The sequence below is a fragment of the Curtobacterium sp. MCBA15_001 genome, assembly GCF_001864835.1.
Taxonomy (GTDB): Bacteria; Actinomycetota; Actinomycetes; order Actinomycetales; family Microbacteriaceae; genus Curtobacterium.
On record NZ_MJGI01000021.1, the window covers coordinates 389,364 to 404,403 of the forward strand.

Below are 15,040 nucleotides of genomic sequence, written 5' to 3' on the forward strand. Positions count from 1 at the left end.
TGCATCAGGCTGCGACGTGCGCCGCCTGGTCGCGGTCGGCGGCGGCGTCGTCACGCAGCAGACGGTCAGCGGTCCGGAGTGACAGCGCCATGATCGTCAACGCCGGGTTGGCGATGAGCGAGCTCGGGAACACCGAGTTGTCGACGATCCACATGTTCGGCACGTCCCACGAGCGGCCCGCAGCGTCCACGACGGAGCGCTCAGGGTCGGTGCCCATGCGGGCGGTCCCGACGGTGTGTGCGGTGCGGTCGAGCACGCGGACGTCCTTGCCGCCGGCGGCCTCGACGATCGCGGTCATCGTCGCGATGGCGTGCTTCGTGATCGCGGCCTCGTTGTCGCCGGGCGAGAACGTGACGCGGGCGACGGGCATGCCGTTCGCGTCGAGCTCGTCGCTCAGGACCAGACGGTTGTCGTCGTAGGGCAGACACTCGGCGTTGATGCCGACACCGGCCATCCGCGGGTAGTCGCGCATGGCCTTGACGAGCGCGGCGCCGCGGAGCTCGCCACCGCGGACGAGGGAGGTCGCGAGGGTGAGGGGCTGGGCGCCGAGACTCTGGATGAGGTAGCCGCCAGCGAAGTCGACGCCGTCGGGGCGGATGAAGTCCTCGGTGATGATCGAGGACGGGTACCCACGGTACGAGCGCATCGACTCGTCGAACGTCGCCCAGACCTGGGTCGCGCCGTGGGCGGTGAAGTTGCGTCCGACCTGACCGCTGCTGTTCGCCAGGCCGGTGTGCAGCAGGAGCCGCGGGGTCTCGATGCCGCCGGCGGCCAGCACGAGGGAGCGGCAGCGCTGCCGGTGGTCGCGACCGCCCTGCCGGTAGACGACGGCCTCGACCCGACCGGCTGCGTCGAGCTCGATGCCGTGGACGAAGGCATCGGCGCGGATCTCGGCGCCGAACGCGACGGCGGCGGGCAGGTACGTCGTGTCCATCGAGACCTTGGCGCCGTTGCGGCAGCCCTGGTGGCAGGAGCCACAGGCGACGCAGGCGTGCCGCAGGCCGTGGTGGTCCTGCATCCGGTCCTCGGTGGTCAGGCCGACGGGGGCGTCCGTCGCGGTGATGCCGACCGCCGCGGCGCCGCGCATCATCATGTCCGAGGACGCATTGCGTGCGGGTGGTCCCATCCGGTAGCGGCGGGCGGGGTCCCACGGGTAGTGCGCGGGGCCGGCGACGCCGACGTCGTGTTCCGCTTCCTCGATCCACCGGACGAGTTCGTCGTGGTCGATCGGCCAGTCCTCACCCTGTCCCGAGTCGGTCCGGAGCCGGATGTCGTGCGCGTTCGGGCGGGGCGTGAAGGCACCCCAGTGCAGTGTCGAGCCGCCGACCCCGGTGCCGCTGTTGTTCGGCCCGAAGGCGGTCGGGGCACTGCCGCCGCTGATCCGCTCGTCCATCCAGTTGATGTCGGCCGGGGCCTCGACCTCGTCCGGGGTGTGGTCGCCCGGCTCGGTGTTCGGGCCGGCCTCGAGCGCGACGACACGGAGGCCCTGACGTGCCAGGCGGGCGAGCAGCGGTGCACCGCCCGCTCCGGTCCCGACGACGACCACGTCGACGACGTCGTCCTCGGCATGGCGGCGTTGGTCGTTGAGGTTCATCGTGCGGCTCCCGCCGGTTCCCATGCTTCACGCTGTCCTGCTCCGAGGAGCAGGAAGCCCTGCTTGCGGACGCCGTCGCCACCGTTGGCGAAGCCGTCGTAGTCGATCTCGGCCATCGTGGCCGGGTGCGCGACCCACTGCTTGACGAGGTCGACGCTGGCGTCCTCGGCCCAGGCGCGGAGTTGCTCGGCGTCGAACGGCCCCGCCGCGGGCGTGTGCTCACCGCGCGTCACCGCGTCGAGCACGGTCGCCAGGTGGTCGTCGCCCTGCTCGGCCTCGGCTGCGAGGGCATCGAGTCCGGCGCGGTAGGCCTCGACGTCGACGGGCAGACCGTCGGGTCGCCAGCCGTCGCCGGCTCCGTCCGCGATCTGTGCGTCCACGCGGAGCGCGATGTCCACCTGGGCGCCGTCCTGCGGGACGACGACGCGGGCCATCGCCCGGAGCGTCGTGAGCTGCTCAGGCGTGAGGGCACGCGGTGCAGCGTCGGGGTCGTCCGGCAATGCGCGCACGGCCAGGATGCCGCGGGTGCGGGCGCTGACCCGGGGCGACGCGATCACTCGGGCGTTCGCGGCGGGGACGACCGGCGACGGAGCGACACGGCGCTCCCAGAACGCGCGGATGCGCTCGGCGACCTGGTCGGGGCGTTCCCACGGCAACAGGTGCGCGGCACCGTCGACCACGTCGAACTCGCCGTTGGGCCAGTGCGGCAGGTTCAGGGTGCGCTGGGCCTCGGCGCCGAGGTCGCCGTCGGCAGCGCCGGCCAGGATCAGCGCAGGAACGGGGTTCGGCCCGAAGACGTTCGACCAGTCCTCGCGCGAACCGCGGACCAGCCAGTCGGTCCATGCCTGCGGGACGGCGCGTTGGACGTCGTGCACCGCCATCGCGTGCGGCTCGGGCGGCAGCTGCTCGTCCGTGTTCGCAGCGACGAACTCGTCGGCCTCGTCTGCGCCGATCTCACCGTCCGCGGCCCAGTCGAGCATCCGCTGGCGGCGCTCGTCGTCCATGGGTTCGGGCGACAGGGGCGACGCCGCGAGCAGCACGACGGCGCGGAGTCCGAACAGGCCGTTCGATCCGTCGATGGTGCGCGACGCGACGACCGAGGCCACCTTGCCGCCCATCGAGTGCCCGATCAGGGCCCACTCGGTCGCGCCGCTCCGGCCGACGGCGCGCTCGACGAGCTCCACCATCTCCTCGACGGTGGTGCCGGTCGCGGCCGTGGACCGCCCGAACCCGGGCAGGTCGATGCCGATCAGGTCGAGCGTGCCGGCGAGGCGGGCGCGCATGGTGGCGAACTCCTCGGAGCTGGAGCCGAGGGCGTGGAGGCAGAACGCGGTCGCCGTCATGCTTCGTTTGTACGGGGTGCCACTGACGTCCTCCCAGCCGGTTGTACCCCCTGGCCGGTGGCGTCGGGACGGTCTGGAGGCCCGGCTCGGCCCCGGCGTGCTGGTCGCGTCCCTAGGATCGGAGGCGTGACGACGACGGTCCCCGGCTTCCCCTCGGAGCGCATCACCCAGCGCGGTCTGCGCGACCGCGTCTACGACCGCGTGCTCGACGTGCTCATGGGACACGATGTCGAACCGGGCATGCGGCTGTCGATCGACGGCCTGGCTCGGACGCTCGGGGTCTCGCCGACCCCGGTGCGCGAGGCGCTGGTGCAGCTCGAGCGGACCGGCCTGGTCGTGCGCGAGGCGAACAAGGGGTACCGCGTGGCACCGCCGTTGGCGGGGGACCAGCTCGAGGCGCTGTTCGACACCCGGCTCATCATCGAGAGCGGGGCGGTCGAGCTCGCAGCCCGCGGCGACGTGCACGCCCTGCGGGAGCGGCTCGAGGCGGCGCTCGCCCAGCAGGCCGCGGTGGTGCGGGAGATCGCGGCCGTCGGTGTGGCGAGCGCGTCGGAGGAGCTGATGGCGCGGTTCTTCCGGAGCGACTGGCAGTTCCACCAGGTGGTCTTCGATGCCACGCACAACCCGTTCCTGCAGGAGATGTCCGAGGTCATCACCACACGGGTGCACCGGATGCGGCAGATCGTCGAAGGTGGCGACGACGACACGGACCGCGCGGTGCACGAGCACCAGGCCATCGTCGATGCGCTGGCCGTCGACCCGCAGCGGGCCGTGGTGGCGATGCGGACGCACATCGAGGCCGTCCGCGAGCGCTCCCGGGCGGACGCGTCGCACACGGCGTGACCCGCGCTCCGACGAAGAAGGCTGATGATGGCTCCCATCCTCCGTGACGTGTACATCTGGCCCCCGACCGGGGTCCCCGACCGGAAGTGGGACGTCTCTGCGGAGCTCAGCATCGTCGGCTGTCCGGTCGACGACATGGATGCACTCCTCCGAGGTTCGCGGAAGGTGTCAGAGGCGCTGGGCGAAGCACTCGAGGCGCGACGCATCGTCGTGCCGCGGTCCTCGATCCGCTTGATCCCCGGGGGGCTCTCCGACTCGGCAGATGTGCACGTCGAGGTGTCGGACTGGATGCGCGATGGCGACGACATCGCGTGGGTGTTCGTTCCGAGGGGCTTCCACAACCTGAGCGCGTCGGACCGGGACGATGTCGTGCTGTCGATGTGGGAGGAGACGCTGTGCTTCTTCGCTGAACGCCGCGGATGGGACCGTTCGGCAGTGTCCGAAGCAGCGGCCGCGGTGCGGCGACGAGACCTCACGGCAGCGTGGGCAGGCCCCTGGAAGTGGAACCGCGGACGGTCGACGCAGATGCGTCTCGTCGGATCCCTGTGGGACGACGGGTTCCTCCGCGTGCACGTCGAGACCGTGGACCGGGGTGGAACCGTCCAGCGGTCTGAGCCGGTCGTCGGGGGCACGACGCGGCCCGGGTTCGCACGAGCAGTCCGCGCGACCCGATGGTCCTCGGCGACCACTGTGCAGATCGGGGTGCTGCCGTCCGCACTGACAGAAGTCGCCTCCGTGTTCGAGTTCGACACCACGACCGGGCAGCTCAGCGGTGGCGACGACAGCGAGCGTGTGATCCCGATCTCGCCGACGGGGCCAGCGTCTCCTGTCGGATTCCGTCTGACGCTCCAGCGCGTCGACGGAGTCGCTGTCTCGTGGGGCGGGGGTGGTCCGACGAACGGCGTGCCGCCGGCGTACCTCGATGAGATGAACCGCCTCGGGAGCGTCATCCGGTCACCGCTCTGGCTGACGTGGTGGGCGCGTGCGGAGGTCAACGAGGTCGATGGGTACGTCGACTACAACCCCACGACCTCGACGTCCCTCGTCCGGTTCACGGGCCGGAGACTCACGCTGATCCTGCGGCGCTCGACTGACACGATTCCTCCTGGCGGAGTGGAAGCAGCGACGCTTGCGCGATCAGACCTGGGAGCCGCTGTTCGACGAGTGGCCGAGCGGAGATCGTTGGGCTCACCGCCTCCGCTTCACTGAGTTCCGAGCGGGTCGAGGGCGTCGTCGTGAACGGGGCGGACGCCCGTGCCGGAGTTCGGGTCAGCGGCACGGGCGTCCTGATCCTCCGAGCCCGATCTCCTTCGGAGCCCCTCCTCCGGGGGGTTTGGTCGAATTCCTTGCGCTGCACACCGATCGGAGTATCTTTCCTACAGGATGTAGGTTCACCGCCGAACCGACACATGCGAAGGAGCATCCCGTGAGCACACCGCAGGACTGGGTCCAGCAGGACTGGGACACCACGACCTGGACCGCCGACTCCTGGCCGATCGCCGCCTGCCTGCACGGGTTCCCGGCCGTGGCCCGCAACGGTGTCGCCTTCCACGACGCGGACGTCGCGGTCTGGGACGACGTGTTCGGGCAGATCGCCGCCGCGGGGTTCTCCCTCGCCGAACTCGCGGACAGCCACGTCCGGCCCGCCGACCTCGAGGCATCCCGTCGCGAGGAGCTCTTCGCCGTCGCGCGGCACCACGGCATCGGGATCCCCTCGGTGCACCTGCAGCGGAAGAGCATCATCCAGCCGGGGCACGAGGCCGAGAACCTGGCGTACGCGCACCGCACGATCGACGCCGCGGCCGAGTGGGGCATGCAGGTCTTCTCGACCGGCCTGCACCAGCCGTTCACCGACGCCCAGCGACGCGCGCTGTGGTTCTGGACGGCGCAGGGCCCGAAGGACCCGGACGACCCCGAGGTGTGGGCAGCCGCCGTCGCACGGCTCCGCGAACTGGGCGAGCACGCGGCGTCGGTCGGGCTGCCGATGGCGCTCGAGCTCTACGAGGACACCTACCTCGGCATCGCGGACAGCGCGGTGCGCCTGGTCGAGGAGATCGGCCTCGACACCGTCGGCCTGAACGCGGACGTCGCCAACCTGATCCGCCTGCACCGCCCGGTGGAGGACTGGCGCGAACTGTTCGCGAAGACGATGCCGTACGCCAACTACCTGCACGTGAAGAACTACACGCGGGACGAAGCCGGCGACGGCAGCTGGGCGACGAGCGTGCCGAGCACGATGGAGGCCGGGCTCATCAACTACCGCCAGGTCCTGCGCGACGCGGTCGCCGACGGGTTCCGCGGCATCGTCATGACCGAGCAGTACGGCGGCGACAGCCTGGGTGTCTGCGCCACCAACCAGCAGTACATCCGTGGCGTCCTGGCGACCGCGGACCTCAGCACCACCACCCCCGAAGGAGCAACTCGATGAGCACCCTCGACATCGCCGTCGTCGGTTCCGGCTACATGGGCGGCGGCATCGCCCAGGTCCTCGCACTCGCCGGCCACACCGTCCGCATCGCCGACGTCTCCGGGGACGTCGCCCGCGCCAACCTCGACCGGCTGCTCGGCGAGACCGCGCAGTTCGTCGCGGACGGTCTGTTCCCCGAGGACGCCGTCGAGCGCGTCCGTGCCCACCTCAGCGCCGCCGAGACGATCGAGGATGCGGTCGCCACCGCCGACTTCGTCGAGGAGGCCGTCCCGGAGAAGCTCGCGATCAAGCACGAGACCCTCCGCCGCATCAGCGCGGCAGCCCGACCGGACGCCGTGATCGGGTCGAACACGTCGACGATCCTGATCGAGTCGCTCGCCGAGGCCGTCACCGGTCCGGAGCGGTTCCTCGGCGTGCACTTCTCGAACCCCGCACCGTTCATCCCGGGTGTCGAGCTCATCCCGCACCCCACGACGACCGACCACGCCCTGCAGGTAGGCGAGACCGTCGTCGCCGCCACGGGCAAGCAGTCGGCACGGGTGCAGGACTCGACCGGGTTCGTGCTGAACCGCCTGCAGTACGCGCTGTTCGACGAGGCGACGAAGATCGCCGACGAGGGCATCGCGACCCCGGACGACATCGACACCATCGTCCGGACCACCTTCGGGTTCCGCCTGCCGTTCTTCGGCCCGTTCGCGATCGCCGACATGGCGGGCCTGGACGTGTACGCGTTCTGCTTCGAGTCGCTGCAGACCCGCTGGCCCGAACGCTTCGCGACCCCGCCGTCGCTGCAGCAGCACGTCGACGCTGGTGAGCTCGGCACCAAGTCCGGCTCGGGCTACCTCGACGTGCCGGCCGATCGCACGCCCGAGCTCGTCGCCTACCGCAACCGCGCCTACGTCGCCATGCAGAAGCTCCTCGACGAGCTCGGCCCGGCGCCGATCCACTGAGCCAGGAGGACCAGCAGATGACCGGAGAGCACCGCACCGTCGTCCTGACGGGCGCCGCATCGCCGCGTGGCATCGGCCGCGCCACCGCCCACCACCTGGCCGAGGCCGGCTGGGACGTCGGGATCATCGACCTCGACGACGCGGCTTCGCAGGCCGTCGCCGCCGAGATCCACGACCAGCACGGTGTCCGCGCCGTCGGGGTCGGCGCGGACGTCGCCGACGAGGCATCCGTCCGCAGGGCGTTCGACACGATCGAGGCCGACCTCGCACCGGTCACCGCGCTGGTGAACCTGGCCGGGGTGTCCTCGGCGCACGCCTACCTCGACCTGCCGCCGGGGGAGTGGCACCGTGTGCTGTCGATCAACCTCGACGGCGTGCACTTCGCCAGCCTGCGCGCTGCGGAGTCGATGGTGCGGAGCGGGTACGGCCGCATCGTCAACCTGTCGTCGGTCTCCGCCCAGCGCGGCGGCGGCACCTTCAGCAAGACGCCGTACACGGTCGCCAAGGCCGGCGTGATCGGCCTGACCCGGGGCCTCGCACGCGAGCTCGGACCGCGGGGCGTGACCGTCAACGCGATCGCCCCCGGCCCGATCGACACCGACATCATGGGCGGCACCCTGACCGAGGAGCGCAAGACCGCTATGGCCGCCGACGGGGTCCTGCCCCGCATCGGGACCACGCGGGACATCGCCGCCGCGGTCGCCTACCTGATCAGCGAGGACGCCGGGTTCGTCACCGGACAGACGCTGAACGTCGACGGTGGCCTCTACATGCACTAGGCCCGACCACCCGCGGGGCGCGCGCCGACGAGGCGACGCATCCCGCGCCTCCCGTCTGCACCGTGTTCGCAAAGGAGCGATCTCGTGTCCCAGTCCCATGTGCCCGCCCTCGGGTCGACGAACGACCCCGGCCTGGAGTCCGCCATCGGCAAGGCGACCAAGCACCTCATGCCGATGCTCGTCATCCTGTACTTCGTCGCCTTCCTCGACCGGACCAACGTCGGGTTCGCGGAGGAGGCCCTCAGCGTCGACCGCGGCATCTCCGACGCGGCGTTCGCGCTCGGCGCCGGCATCTTCTTCATCGGCTACGCGATCTTCGAGATCCCGTCGAACCTCCTGCTCAAGCGGTTCGGGGCGCGCTTCTGGCTCGCCCGCATCGCGATCACGTGGGGCATCGTCGCCGCGCTGTTCGCCTTCACGACGAACGACACCATGTTCATCGTGCTGCGCTTCGTCCTCGGCGTGACCGAGGCGGGGCTGTTCCCGGGCGTGATCATGTACCTGTCCGAGTGGTTCCCGAACAAGGTCCGCGTGCGGATGTTCGCGATCTTCTACCTGGCGCAGCCGTTCTCGCAGATGATCGGTGCGCCGCTCTCCGGCGGGCTGATCAGCGTCGGCGACCAGGCGACGCCGTTCCACGGGTGGCAGGTGATGTTCGCTGGCGAGGGCGTGTTGGCGGTGCTCGCCGGCATCGCTGCCCTGGTGTTCCTGACGAACAGCCCGCAGAAGGCGAAGTGGCTCGACCAGGGCGAGAAGGACTCGTTGACGGCGGCCATGGCCCGCGAGGACACCGCTCGCAGCGAGGACGGCCCGACCGGGATCTGGAAGGCGATGGCGAGCGGCCGCGTCTGGTACTTCACGATCATCTACTTCTGCCTGCAGGTCGCCGTCTACGGCACGACGTTCTACCTGCCGCAGCAGGTGGCCTCGCTGCTCGGGCAGGACGTCGGCTGGCAGGTCGGCCTGGTCACCGCGATCCCGTGGCTGGTCGGCCTGGTCGCCTGCTACCTCGTCGGGTCGAAGGCGGACACGGTCGGCCGTCGTCGCCGGTGGGGCGCGATGTTCTACGTCACGACCGGGCTGTCGATCCTCGGCTCCGCGTGGGCCGGCGCGAACGGGCAGCCGGTCCTCGGCATCCTGTTCATCACGCTGGCGGTCGCGAGCTTCCTGGCCGTCGGCCCGATCACCTGGGCCTACCCGACCGCGTTCCTGACGGGAGCCGCGGCGGCCGCGGGCATCGGCCTGATCAACTCGCTCGGCAACCTGGGCGGGTTCGTGGCCCCGATCATGCGCACCGCGATCAACGAGGTGGTCCCGACGGACAGCGGTGCGTTCGGCATCGTGTCGCTCGGGGTGCTCGCCTTCGTGGCAGCGGTGATGATCTTCTGTACGAAGTTCTTCCGCGGTGCTCGCGCGGACGAACTGCTGGACACCAGTCACGTGGCGACGAAGGAGACGACCCGATGACCCGACTGTTCAACGACCCCGCGGACTTCGCCGACCAGGCGACCGAGGGCTTCGTCGCCGCCAACGCCCGGTGGGTGCGACGGGTCCACGGCGGTGTGGCCCGTGCGACCACCAGTCCGGACGGCACCGTGGCGGTCGTCATCGGTGGCGGTTCCGGCCACTACCCCGCGTTCGGCGGCCTGGTCGGCCCCGGGCTCGCCGCGGGTGCCGCCCTCGGCAACCTGTTCGCCAGCCCGAGCGCCCAGCAGGTCGCCGGGGTCGCCCGGGCCTCGGAGCACGGCGGCGGTGTCCTGTTCAGCTACGGCAACTACGCCGGCGACGTGCTCAACTTCGACGCAGCGGCCCGGGCACTCGAGGACGACGGGATCCGCGTGCGGACCGTGCGGGTGACGGACGACGTGGTCTCCGCGCCCGCCGACCGCGCCGACGAGCGGCGGGGCATCGCGGGTGACCTCTGCGTCTTCAAGGTCGCCGGGGCAGCCGCCGAGCGCGGCGACGACCTCGACGCCGTGACCACGGTCGCCGAGCGCGCGAACGACCGGACCCGCTCGTTCGGGGTCGCGTTCTCCGGGTGCTCACTGCCCGGTGCGGACGAGCCGCTCTTCGAGGTCCCGGCCGGCCGGATGGCGATCGGGATGGGCATCCACGGCGAACGCGGCATCGACGAGACCGACGTGCCGAGTGCCGAGGGACTGGCGTCGCTGCTGGTGGACCGGCTGCTCGACGAGCTGCCCGAGGGCGTGACGGCCGACGGAGCCCGGGTCGTGCCCGTCCTGAACGGGCTGGGGAGCGTCAAGTACGAGGAGCTGTTCGTCGTCTACCGCTCGGTCCAGCAGCTGTTGACCGACGCGGGTGCCGTGCTGGTCGAGCCCGAGGTCGGCGAGCTGGTCACGAGCTTCGACATGGCCGGGGTCTCGCTGACGCTGTTCTGGCTCGACGACGACCTCGAGGAGCTCTGGGCAGCGCCGGCCGACACCCCCGCGTTCCGGAAGGGCGGGGCCATCGCCCAGGAACGCGTCGACCCCTCGGACGCCGAGGCCGACCTGGAGGCCGTGTCGATCGGCCCGGCGTCGGAGGACTCGCGTGCCGCCGCAGCGCAGATCGCCCGGGCGCTCGCCGCGACCCGGGCCGTCCTCGACGAACACGCCGACGAACTCGGCCGCCTGGACGCCGTCGCCGGGGACGGTGACCACGGCATCGGCATGCAGCGGGGAGCACACGCTGCGGACCAGGCCGCAGCCGACGCGGTCGAGCGCGGCGCCGGAGCGGGCACCGTGCTCCGGATCGCAGCCGACGCCTGGTCCGACAAGGCCGGTGGCACCTCCGGCGCGATCTGGGGAGCCAGCCTGGAGGCACTGGGTCGCGTCCTCGGCGACGACGAACGTCCGACGGGTGCCCGGGTCGCGGCCGCCGTGCACGCCGCCACCGAGGCGGTCCTCGCCTTCGGCGCGGGCCCGGGGGACAAGACGGTGGTCGACGCCCTCGTCCCGTTCGACACGGCCCTGCGTGACCGGATCGACGCCGGCGACCCGTTCGCCGAGGCCTGGCGTGCGGCCGTCGACGTGGCCCGGACCGCTGCGGACGCGACGACCGACCTGCTGCCGCGCAAGGGTCGGGCCCGGACCCATGCCGAACAGGCCGTGGGGACGGCGGACCCGGGGGCGGTGTCCTTCGCACTGGTCGTCGCCGCGGTCGCACCGTGACGACGATCGGCATCTCGCTGAAGACGTACTTCTCGCACGCTCGGACCCTGACGTGGGCGGGTGCCGTCGCCGACCTCGCGCGACGGCACCCGGCCGTGCGCTCCGGCGCGGCGACGCTGTTCGTCGCGCCGACGTTCCCCGCGCTGGTACCCGTGCGGGACCTGCTGCGCGGCAGTGGCGTGCAGCTCGCCGCGCAGGACCTGGGGTGGGCGGACGAGGGCCCCTTCACCGGCGAGGTGTCCGGAGCGGAGCTGCGCGAGATCGGCGTCGACCTGGTGGAGATCGGGCACGCCGAGCGGCGCTCCCTGTTCCACGAGACGGACGCGGTCGTGGCGGCCAAGGTGCACGCGGCCTTCCGCAACCACCTGCGTCCGCTGGTCTGCGTCGGTGAGACGAGCCGACCCTCTCGTCCGGACCACGCCGTGCCGGACGTCACCGCGCAGCTCGATCGTGCCCTGGCGGACGCCGACGCTGCCGGCGTGACCGGAGCGCTGACCGTCGCCTACGAGCCGGTCTGGGCCATCGGGGCGGCGGAGCCCGCGCCGGACGAGCACGTCGTCACGGTCCTCGACGGGATCGCCGCACACCTCGCGACCCGCACCGACCTGGCCGGCAGCACCGTCCTGTACGGCGGGAGTGCCGGTCCGGGACTGCTCACGCGCGGCGGCGGGCGCATCGGGGGACTGTTCCTCGGACGGTTCGCGCACGACCCGGCGGCCGTGGAACAGGTCCTCGACGAGGTGCTGGCGCTGGGCTGAGGGCGGCAGTACGGTTCGTGCATGAGCGCACCCGTGCCGTACTTCCACTTCGCCGGGACCGCTGCCGCCGCCCTCGACGCCTGGCAGCAGGTGTTCGGCGGGCAGCTCGAGCGGCACACCTTCGCCGACTTCGGGCGCGAGGACGGCCCCGCGGACGCGATCGCGCACGGCGAGCTGCGCGGACCGGTGGACCTGTTCGCTGCCGACGCGGCCGACGGCGAGACCGTCCCGACGGTCGACGGCGTCCTGTTCGCGCTGCTCGGTGCTGCCGACGCGGCGACGAGTCGGCAGTGGTTCGACGCCCTGGCCGAGGGTGGGACCGTCGTCGACCCGCTGACCCTGCGGCCGTGGGGCGACCACGACGGCCAGGTCCGCGACCGCTTCGGCGTCACGTGGTTGATCGGGTTCCAGGGAGACGACGCGGCCGACGCGGACGCCGGCAGCGGCTAGGCGTCCCGGGCGCCCGCCAGCCCGTGGTCGTGCGCGTAGACCACCAGCTGCACCCGGTCCCGCAGGGCCAGCTTGCCCAGGATGCTCGAGATCTGGGTCTTCACGGTGGACTCGGTCACGAACTCCCGCCCCGCGATCTCGGCGTTCGACAACCCGCGCGATGCCCAGCCGAACACGATGCGCTCCCGGTCGGTCAGGGTCTGGAACGCGGCCGGCTGCGGTGCCGGAGCACGTTCGACGTCCGCGCCGAACAGCTGCGACAGGTCGTTCGGCGCGATCACCGAGCTGCCCTCGTGCACGGCGCGCACGGCCGCGAACAGGAACGGCGGTGTCGTGTCCTTGAGCAGGAACCCGCTCGCCCCCAGCCGGATCGCGGTCGCCGCCGCGGGGTCGAGGCCGAACGTGGTGAGCACGACCACGCGGGGCAGTGGCCCGTCGACCGCGCCGGAGAACAGCTGCCGGACGGTCTCGACCCCGTCCATGCCCGCCATCCGCATGTCGAGCAGGACGACGTCGGGTCGGAGCTCTGGGATCAGCGCGAGTGCTTCGGCGCCGTCGGAGGCCTCGCCCACGACGACCATGTCGGGTTGGGCGTCCAACACGACGCGCAGCCCCGCGCGGAACAGGGCCTGGTCGTCGGTGAGCAGGATGCGGATCGGATCGGTCATCGGTTGGTCCCCCCATGGACGTCGAACGGGATGCGTGCGCGGGCACTGAACACGGCGTCGAGCACCGCGGCGTCGAACGAGCCACCGATCGCCGCGAGTCGGGCCTGCATGCCGACCAGGCCTCGGCCGGAGCCGACCGGTCGCCGCAGGCTGCCGGTGTCGGTGCGGTCGGAGCGGCTGGCAGTGTCGGCGCGGTCGATGCCCAGGCCCTCGCCCACGGGTGCCTCGACCGTGGGCACCGCGTTCTCCACCTCGAGCACCAGGTCGGCCGAGCGCCACGTCTCGCGCACCGTCACGCTGCCGCCCGGCGCCCCGTGCCGCAGCGCGTTCGTGAGCATCTCCTGCAGCACCCGGCGGGCGGCGGTGCCGGTCTCGTGTCCGAGTGAACCGGTGTCCCCGCGGACGGTGTGGTCGACCGCGACCCCGGCCTCGCGGATGCCCTGCACGATCGCCTCGAGGGATGCCGGGTCGGTCCCGGTGTCCGACCCGTCGATGTGGCCGAGCACCTGACGGACCTCGACCAGGGAGCTCCGGGCGGTGCTGGCGATGGTGGCGCTGACCTCGCGGATGCGTGCCTCGTCGTCGAGGAACGGCACGGAGTCGGCCTGCGCGATGATGACCGCGAGTGAGTGGCCGACCACGTCGTGCACGTCGCGGGCGATGTCGGCGCGGATGCGTTCGGACTCGGCCTCGTCGACGGCGCGGGTGGCGACGGCCTCGGCCCGGCTCGCCACCTCTTCCGCCCGACTCGCCGCGGCCTCGGCGTCGGCACGGCGGAGCGACTCGCGGTTCTGGGAGCGGACGGCTCGGGTGGCCAGGCCGGTCGCCCACACCGACACGAGCGCGAGTGTCGGTGCGGCCAGGACGATCGCGGCCTGGTCGCGCGGCCCTTCGAGCATCACGGCGTAGCGGTAACCGGTCTCGGAGAGGTACAGCGACGCGGTCGCTCCGGCCACGACGGACAGCACCCCGGCCAGGGCGACCTCGAGCCGCGTGCCCACGACGGCCACGGTGCCGACCACGACGAACAGGGCGACGTCGACGAGCGACGGGCGCTCCCCGCCCAGGACCTGCACGACGCCGAGGGCGACCGCCAACACCATCGCCCCGGAAGGGGACAGGCGCCGGACCGCGATGGCGGCCGCAGCGGTCGTGACGCCGAGCAGGCTCGAGTGCTCGAGCTCCAGTTCGATCGGCGCCAGGAACAGCAGGGCCGCGAACACCGCCCAGGCGAGGTCCGCCACCAGGGAACGGGTCGGCAGTGGCCTGGTGAACCCCCGCCCGTCCGTCACGGCTCGATCATCGCACGACGGCCGGGCGCGTCGAGGTCCCGCGTCATCCGGCGGTCCCGCCCTCGTGGGCCCGGGGGCAGGTCCCACCCGGCGTCGTCACACGCTCGAAGTGCCACAGCTCGTTGGCGTAGGTGCGGCACAGGCCGTAGGCGGCACCGTGTTGGTCCATCCAGCTCATCGCGTCGGTCGGTCCCACGTCCACGGCCTTCCCCTGCACGTGCGTCGACCGTTCCGGGGTGTTCACCCACAGCCGCGCCTCGGACATCGAGCCGTACTGCTCGACGGCCTGGTCCAGCAACGCCTGCTGGTACCGGGTGCTCCGCCAGCCGGAGTTCACGAGCACCTCGACGCCGTCGTCGTGCGCCGCGGCGGTCGCCTGCTCCACCGCGCTGCGCAGGTCGGCGTCGAGGCCGGTCACGGCCGGGGAGTCCGCCAGGTCGACGATGGTCGCGCTGTCGACCAGGCCGTCCTGGGCGCCGAGGTCGGTGCCGGCGATGGTCTCGGTCCGGCCACCGTCGGAGGTCACGTCGACGACGTTCGCGACCCGTCCGCGCTCGGGAGCGTGCGCACCGCCGATCGTCCAACAGGCGACACCGATCACGACGGCGATGGCGACGAGGGTCACGGCGGTGGTCCGGGTGGTGGGCGAGGGCATGCACTCAGCCTCGGGCGTCCCGACCGCGCAGGCATCGGGCGCACGGGTGAAGCGCTTCGGCCGGAGGGGTGAGACGGGACTGATGACGGACTGGAGGCTCGGTGCCAGCT

At 72.0% G+C, this 15,040-nt stretch carries 14 protein-coding genes; 9 read left to right on the forward strand and 5 right to left on the reverse strand.

What is annotated here, in order from left to right:
- Positions 1-4: 4 nt before the first annotated feature.
- A complete protein-coding gene (locus BIU90_RS08365; RefSeq protein WP_071299808.1) occupies positions 5-1,594 on the reverse strand; it encodes a GMC family oxidoreductase in 1,590 nt (529 codons plus the stop codon).
- On the reverse strand, positions 1,591-2,937 hold the full coding sequence (locus tag BIU90_RS08370; protein WP_071299735.1) for an alpha/beta fold hydrolase: 1,347 nt from the start codon (positions 2,935-2,937) through the stop codon (positions 1,591-1,593). Before BIU90_RS08370 ends, BIU90_RS08365 begins: the two co-directional genes overlap by 4 nt.
- A gap of 126 nt (positions 2,938-3,063) precedes the next feature.
- Between BIU90_RS08370 and BIU90_RS08375 the strand changes: the two genes are divergently transcribed.
- From BIU90_RS08375 to BIU90_RS08415, 9 genes are all read left to right on the forward strand, one after another.
- Positions 3,064-3,780, forward strand: coding sequence for a GntR family transcriptional regulator (locus BIU90_RS08375; RefSeq protein WP_071299736.1), 717 nt, complete (start codon positions 3,064-3,066; stop codon positions 3,778-3,780).
- Between the two features lie 735 nt (positions 3,781-4,515).
- Positions 4,516-4,989, forward strand: a complete 474-nt coding sequence (locus BIU90_RS18285) for a hypothetical protein (protein WP_139195181.1) — start codon at positions 4,516-4,518, stop codon at positions 4,987-4,989.
- 217 nt (positions 4,990-5,206) lie between these two features.
- Positions 5,207-6,208 carry a sugar phosphate isomerase/epimerase gene (locus BIU90_RS08385; RefSeq protein WP_071299738.1) on the forward strand — a complete coding sequence of 334 codons (1,002 nt, stop codon included), beginning with the start codon at positions 5,207-5,209 and terminating at the stop codon, positions 6,206-6,208.
- On the forward strand, positions 6,205-7,158 hold the full coding sequence (locus BIU90_RS08390; RefSeq protein WP_071299739.1) for a 3-hydroxyacyl-CoA dehydrogenase family protein: 954 nt from the start codon (positions 6,205-6,207) through the stop codon (positions 7,156-7,158). The genes BIU90_RS08385 and BIU90_RS08390 overlap by 4 nt, the downstream gene beginning before the upstream one ends.
- 17 nt (positions 7,159-7,175) lie before the next feature.
- Complete coding sequence (locus BIU90_RS08395) at positions 7,176-7,937, forward strand: SDR family NAD(P)-dependent oxidoreductase (RefSeq protein ID WP_071299740.1); 762 nt, start codon at positions 7,176-7,178, stop codon at positions 7,935-7,937.
- An 84-nt stretch (positions 7,938-8,021) separates the two neighbouring features.
- Positions 8,022-9,404 carry an MFS transporter gene (locus BIU90_RS08400; RefSeq protein WP_071299741.1) on the forward strand — a complete coding sequence of 461 codons (1,383 nt, stop codon included), beginning with the start codon at positions 8,022-8,024 and terminating at the stop codon, positions 9,402-9,404.
- Complete coding sequence (locus tag BIU90_RS08405) at positions 9,401-11,107, forward strand: dihydroxyacetone kinase family protein (RefSeq protein WP_071299742.1); 1,707 nt, start codon at positions 9,401-9,403, stop codon at positions 11,105-11,107. Before BIU90_RS08400 ends, BIU90_RS08405 begins: the two co-directional genes overlap by 4 nt.
- A complete protein-coding gene (locus tag BIU90_RS08410) occupies positions 11,104-11,865 on the forward strand; it encodes a triose-phosphate isomerase family protein (RefSeq protein WP_071299743.1) in 762 nt (253 codons plus the stop codon). The genes BIU90_RS08405 and BIU90_RS08410 overlap by 4 nt, the downstream gene beginning before the upstream one ends.
- 21 nt (positions 11,866-11,886) lie before the next feature.
- Positions 11,887-12,315: a VOC family protein gene (locus BIU90_RS08415; RefSeq protein WP_071299744.1), complete on the forward strand. Its 429-nt coding sequence runs from the start codon at positions 11,887-11,889 to the stop codon at positions 12,313-12,315.
- On the opposite strand, the gene BIU90_RS08420 is transcribed toward BIU90_RS08415, so the two are convergent.
- Genes BIU90_RS08420 through BIU90_RS08430 form a run of 3 tightly spaced genes read right to left on the reverse strand, consistent with a single transcriptional unit; the run spans position 12,312 to position 14,930 of the window.
- Positions 12,312-12,983, reverse strand: a complete 672-nt coding sequence (locus tag BIU90_RS08420) for a response regulator transcription factor (RefSeq protein ID WP_071299745.1) — start codon at positions 12,981-12,983, stop codon at positions 12,312-12,314. The genes BIU90_RS08415 and BIU90_RS08420 overlap by 4 nt on opposite strands.
- Positions 12,980-14,275 (reverse strand): sensor histidine kinase, encoded by a 1,296-nt coding sequence (locus BIU90_RS08425; protein ID WP_139195182.1) that lies wholly within the window; start codon positions 14,273-14,275, stop codon positions 12,980-12,982. Before BIU90_RS08425 ends, BIU90_RS08420 begins: the two co-directional genes overlap by 4 nt.
- 43 nt (positions 14,276-14,318) lie before the next feature.
- A complete protein-coding gene (locus BIU90_RS08430) occupies positions 14,319-14,930 on the reverse strand; it encodes a M15 family metallopeptidase (RefSeq protein ID WP_071299809.1) in 612 nt (203 codons plus the stop codon).
- Positions 14,931-15,040 lie beyond the last annotated feature (110 nt).